Below are 4,516 nucleotides of genomic sequence, written 5' to 3' on the forward strand. Positions count from 1 at the left end.
GGCTTGGCGGGGGGCTCCTTGGTCGCGGTCACGGCCCCGGCGAACGGGATCTTGACCTTGGTGCGGAGGAAATTGCCGCCGTAGTCGATGGTGAGGCCCGGGATCGCGAAACCGAACAGGTCCTTGAGCTCGTTCTCGTAGGTGAAGGCGCCGGCGAAGATGCCGCTGATGCTCGGCAGCTCGGGCGTCTCCTTGGGCACGAACACCCGGTAGTTGCGGCACTCGAGGCCCTTGTCGTAGCTGACCATGATCTCGAAGTGCTCGGGTCGGGCGGTGCCGGTCATCTGGACCAGGCGGTAGCCCTCGGCCTGATGCCGCTGGGCCGTCTCCAGCCATCGGTCCAGGCCGATCTCTTGGAATTCTTCGGGCAGACTCATGACAGTGCCACCTTGCGTTGCCGTTTACGCTGCTTGCCGCGCTCCTCGAGGATGCCGAGGGCCTGCACGACGCCGTCGATGATGCTCTCCGGGCGCGCCGCGCAGCCGGGCACGTAGACGTCGACCGGGATCACCTGGTCGATGCCGGCGTAGACGTTGTAGGCATCCCGGAAGATGCCGCCGCTCAGCGCGCAGGCGCCGATGGCGATGACCGCCTTCGGGTCGGGCATCTGGGCGTAGAGGTTCTCCAGCACCTTGCGCGACTCCTCGTTGACCGAGCCGGTCACCATCAGGATGTCGGCGTGCTTCGGGTTGCCGGTGTTGATGATGCCGAACCGCTCGACGTCGTAGAGGGGCGTCAGGCAGGCCAGCACCTCGATATCGCAGCCATTGCAGCTGGTCGCTGCGTAATGGAGGATCCACGGGGATTTTTTGAGGAAGCTCATGATTCGGCTCAGATAAAGGGCAGCACCAGGAGGTTGGTCACACCGAACAGGCCGGCGACCCACCAGGAGGCCTTCACGGTCGTCCCCCATTTCAGGCGTGCGTTGGTGTTGTCGACGAGGACCTCGGCGAAGAACAGGACGAGCGCGATCGGCAGCGCCCAGAGCACGCCCAGCGGGGCGAAGAAGAGGTACAGCCAGCCGAGCAGGATCACGTTCTCGTACCAGTGGCCGATCTCGACCAGGGCCAGGTCGCTGCCGGTGATGTCCGTCGTCAGGCCCTTGACCAGCTCCTGATGGCCGTGGTGCGAGCTGCTGAGATCGAACGGCGACTTGCGCAGCTTGATCGTCAGGATGAACAGGAAGCCGATCAGTACGCCGAGGAGCTGGATGACCTGGCTCGGGTCGCCGGCGGCGATGTCGGCGGCCCGGAAGCTGCCGGCGACCAGGAAGAAGCCGAGCGGGACCATGATCAGCATCGGCTCGTAGGCCATCATCAGCACCAGCTCGCGGGCCGAGCCGATCTTGCTGTACGGCGAGTTGGTCGACTCGGCCGTGAGGACCAGGAAGATGCCGGAGACGGTCAGCGCGAACAGGCTGATCAGCAGATCGCCCCCCAGGTAGAGGATCACCCCGGAGATCACCATGAAGAACAGGAAGCACCAGACGTAGAGGGTCTGGAGGCTGGTGACGATGGTGGTGTCCTTCTCGAACAGCTTCAAGACGTCGTAGAAGGGCTGGAGGATCGGCGGCCCCTGGCGCGACTGCATCCGCGCCGTCAGACGACGGTCGATGCCGGCGAGGAGGCCGCCGACGAGGGGGCCGAGGACGATGAAGGCGGCGGCGAGTGCCAAAGTTTCGTAGCTCATGCGAGGGTACCGGCCAACATGGCGATTGTCAGGGCTCCAGCGGCCAACACCCCTTGGCGGGTGAGGCGCTGCTCATCGATCAGCGTGGTGAGGTAGTAGCCGCGGGCCGCGACCTCGCGCTCGGCGCCCATGGCGCCGCGGTAGGAGGCGCTGCCGGCGACGTTGGCCCCGGACAGGTAGCCGCTGATGGGCGTGAACTTCGGTGGGCGCAGCCAGAACAGCAGCGGCAGCAGGAACAGCCCGCCGAGCATCAGGGTCATCATCAGGACCGTCTCCCAGGGCGTCGAGTCGTCGCCGACCGGGATCAGGCCGGACATCATCAGGTCGTGCGTGAAGGGCTGGATGAAGGCCCAGTCGACGACCGGGAAGAGGACGCACGAGATGTAGGTGGCCGCCGTCAGCACGAGCAGGGCGAAGGACTCCTCGCCGGGGACGGCGCCGATGCGCGGTTGCTCGCGCCGCGGCATCGCCACCAGCTTGCCCATCCACTTGGTCCAGAAGAACAGGGTCGGGGCGCTGCCGAAGGCCAGGATCACCAGCAGCAGGACCCCGCCGCCGGGGAAGACATCCACGGTCAGGAAGGCCTTGAAGCAGGTGTACTTGCTGATCAGCATGCCGAAAGGCGCGAGGAACATGCCGAGCATGCCGACCATCAAGGTCATCGCGAGGATCGGCTGGCGGTAGACCAGCCCTTCCATGTCCTCGATGTCGCGGCTGCCGATCAGGTGCTCGGTCGAGCCGACGCTCAGGAACAGCAGCGCCTTGGCCACGGCGTGGAAGAGGATCAGCAGGATCGCGGCCCAGAGGGTCGCCGTCGTGCCGACGCCGGCGCACATCACGATCAGGCCGAGGTTGGCGATCGTCGAGTAGGCGAGCACCAGCTTGGCGTTGCGCTGGTTGATGGCGATCAGCGAGGTGGCGAGGAAGGTGACGCCGCCGATCAGCGCGAGCAGCAGCCCCGGCACGGTACCGTGGAAGACGGGGGCGAGCTTGACCAGGATGAAGACGCCGGCCTTGACCATCGTGCTCGAGTGCAGCAGGGCCGAGACCGGGGTGGGGGCCACCATGGCCCCGAGCAGCCAGCTGTGGAACGGCATCTGGGCGGCCTTGGTCAGGCCGGCGACGGCGATCAGCGCGGCCGGGATCAGGGCGACGGCGCCACCGCTGGCGATCAGCGTGTCGAGCTCCCAGGTGCGCAGGTCCGGGCTGTAGGTCATCCAGACGATGCCGGCGGCGAAGCAGACCCCGCCGATCAGGTTCAGGGCCAGCGCCCGGTAGCCGTTCCTGATCGCCTCGTCGGTGCCCGAGTAGGAGATCAGCCAGAACGAGCAGAAGGTCGTGATCTCCCAGAAGAAGAACAGCCCGGTGATGTGGTTGGTCAGGACGATGCCGAACATCGCCGTGAAGAACAGGAAGACGACGGCGAAGAAGGCCGGCTGGCGATCGGCGACGCCGTTGGCGTGCGCGTGATAGTCGCGCATGTAGCGGATCGCGTAGAGGGTGATCAGCCCGCCGACGAGCCCGATGATCAGGACCATCAGGAGCGAGAAGCCGTCGACGTAGAAGGGGTTCTCGACGACCGGGTGTGCCGGGCCGAGCTCGGCGACCAGGATCAGGCTGGTCTGCAGGACGATCAGCGCCGGGATCGCCCACTCCTTGCCCTTGACGCGGCGACACGAGAAGAGCAGCACCGCCGCGACGACCAGGCCGCCGATCATGAAGGCCAGGTCGAGCAGTTGGCGCAAGCCCTCGCCGACGCTGAAGTACAGGGGTTCGGAGCGGAAATAGGCGGCCGCCAGGACGGCGGAGCCGACCGCCAGGGCCACCGCCGACCAGCGCACCAGCTGGCTGCGCAGGTCCGCGGTCGGCGCGACGGCGACCGCCAGCGCGACGAGCGCCGGAAAGCCGATCAGGAACGCGATCAACAGCATGATCCAGTCCTTCTAATTGGTGTTGCGGATAGTGGGACCAGGGTGTCGATGAGCGGGGTCGGGGCGCGCGCGGTGCCGGACGTCATGCGGGGCGCGGGTCGCGGAGGCCGGAGGATCGGGCGATCAGGGCGACGGGCGGAGCGCTGGCGATGGGCTGGCGAGCGTCATCCCTTTTTCACTCACAGTGGCCGGATTCTGCTGTCAATGGTGATTGACGTCAAGCCAATTTTACATACAAATACAAAGGATTAAATCTGTCCATCTTCGGCCGTCACCTGGTCCATGGCGGCCCCGGTGGTCGGCGGCAGGCCGCGGCGCACCGCCTGCAGGTCCTGCCAGGCGGCGGCCTTCTGGGCCGGCGAGCGCAGCAGGTAGGCGGGGTGGTAGGTGACGTAGAGGGGCACCTCGGTGTCGGCGAAGCGGTGCCAGCGCCCGCGCAGCCGGCCGATCGGGGCGTCGGTGCGCAGCAGGCTTTGGGCCGAGACGCGCCCGAGCGCGAGGATCACCTTCGGCGAGAGGAGCGCGATCTGGCGCAGCAGGAAGGGCTCGCAGCAGGCCGCCTCCTCCGGCTGCGGGTCGCGGTTGCCGGGCGGGCGGCACTTGAGGATGTTGGCGATGAAGACCTGCCCGCGATCGAGCCCGATCGCCTGGAGCATCCGGTTGAGCAATTGGCCGGCCCGCCCGACGAAGGGCTCGCCGGCGCGGTCCTCATCGGCCCCCGGCGCCTCGCCGATCAGCATCAGGTCGGCACGGGGGTCGCCGACGCCGAAGACGGTCTGGGTGCGGGTCTCGCAGAGGGCGCAGGCGCGGCAGCCCGCGACGGCGCGGCGCAGTCCGTCCCAGTCGAGCGTCGCGATCTCGGCGGCGCGCCCGCCGGCGGGGGGCGCCGCGGGGGC

The 4,516-nt window shown here is 67.5% G+C and carries 5 protein-coding genes; all 5 read right to left on the reverse strand.

Going from position 1 to position 4,516, the window contains the following annotated elements:
* Positions 1-377, reverse strand: a 377-nt coding sequence (locus tag CKO41_RS17980; protein WP_200383254.1) for an NADH-quinone oxidoreductase subunit C, incomplete at its 3' end; no start/stop codon positions are given.
* Positions 374-823 carry an NADH-quinone oxidoreductase subunit B family protein gene (locus CKO41_RS17985; protein WP_200255178.1) on the reverse strand — a complete coding sequence of 150 codons (450 nt, stop codon included), beginning with the start codon at positions 821-823 and terminating at the stop codon, positions 374-376. The genes CKO41_RS17980 and CKO41_RS17985, both read right to left, overlap by 4 nt.
* Before the next feature lie 8 nt (positions 824-831).
* Positions 832-1,689, reverse strand: a complete 858-nt coding sequence (locus CKO41_RS17990; protein WP_200255176.1) for a respiratory chain complex I subunit 1 family protein — start codon at positions 1,687-1,689, stop codon at positions 832-834.
* Positions 1,686-3,620, reverse strand: a complete 1,935-nt coding sequence (locus CKO41_RS17995) for an NADH-quinone oxidoreductase subunit 5 family protein (RefSeq protein WP_200383255.1) — start codon at positions 3,618-3,620, stop codon at positions 1,686-1,688. The genes CKO41_RS17990 and CKO41_RS17995 overlap by 4 nt, the downstream gene beginning before the upstream one ends.
* 248 nt (positions 3,621-3,868) lie before the next feature.
* The coding region (locus CKO41_RS18000) for a uracil-DNA glycosylase (protein ID WP_200383256.1) at positions 3,869-4,516 on the reverse strand (648 nt) is incomplete at its 5' end.

Origin of the sequence: Thiococcus pfennigii (assembly GCF_016583835.1) — a bacterium.
Taxonomy (GTDB): domain Bacteria; phylum Pseudomonadota; class Gammaproteobacteria; order Chromatiales; family Chromatiaceae; genus Thiococcus; species Thiococcus pfennigii.

What these genes read in the sequence shown, in the direction of transcription:
- CKO41_RS17985 (WP_200255178.1), bottom strand. Translation starts at nt 823, where the DNA reads ATGAGCTTCCTCAAAAAATCCCCGTGGATCCTCCATTACGCAGCGACC.
- CKO41_RS17990 (WP_200255176.1), bottom strand. Translation starts at nt 1,689, where the DNA reads ATGAGCTACGAAACTTTGGCACTCGCCGCCGCCTTCATCGTCCTCGGC.
- CKO41_RS17995 (WP_200383255.1), bottom strand. Translation starts at nt 3,620, where the DNA reads ATGCTGTTGATCGCGTTCCTGATCGGCTTTCCGGCGCTCGTCGCGCTG.